Source organism: Mesorhizobium sp. M7A.F.Ca.CA.004.04.2.1, assembly GCF_004022825.1.
GTDB lineage: Bacteria > Pseudomonadota > Alphaproteobacteria > Rhizobiales > Rhizobiaceae > Mesorhizobium.
Map to the genome: position 1 here is coordinate 1 of NZ_RZPH01001755.1, position 497 is coordinate 497.

At 65.6% G+C, this 497-nt stretch carries 1 protein-coding gene; it reads right to left on the bottom strand.

Features of this window, described 5'->3' with window-relative positions; genetic code table 11:
* A partial coding sequence (locus EN893_RS37410) for a toprim domain-containing protein (protein ID WP_128362328.1) occupies positions 1 to 497 on the bottom strand: 497 nt, incomplete at both ends.

Sequence of the window (497 nt, forward strand, 5' to 3'; positions counted from 1 at the left end):
GTCGGGATCCTTGCCTTCCGGCAGCAGCGCGAAGCGCGCCGAACGGCCGGCCTGCACAGATGGCAGCGCCATGTCGGCGGCCCGCCACGCTGCCTTCAGCCCGGCCTTGTCGCCGTCGAAGCACAGCATCGGCTCCGGCGCCATGCGCCAGAGCAGTTCGAGCTGGTTCTCGGTAAGCGCGGTGCCGAGCGGCGCCACGACATTCTCGAAGCCGGCCTGCGCCAGCGCGATCACGTCCATATAGCCTTCGACGGCGATGACCGTGCCGCCCTTGGCCAAGGCCTTGCGGGCGCGGGCGAAATTATAGAGTACGTTGCCCTTGTGGAAGAGCTCGGTGTCAGGCGAGTTCATGTATTTGGCCAGCGCGTCCGGCTGCAAAGCACGGCCGCCGAAGGCGATGATCTTGCCCCGGGAATCCGGAATCGGGAACATGATGCGGTCACGGAACCAGTCATAGGAAACCGGGATGTCGTCGCCGTGGCGTACCAGTCCACAAG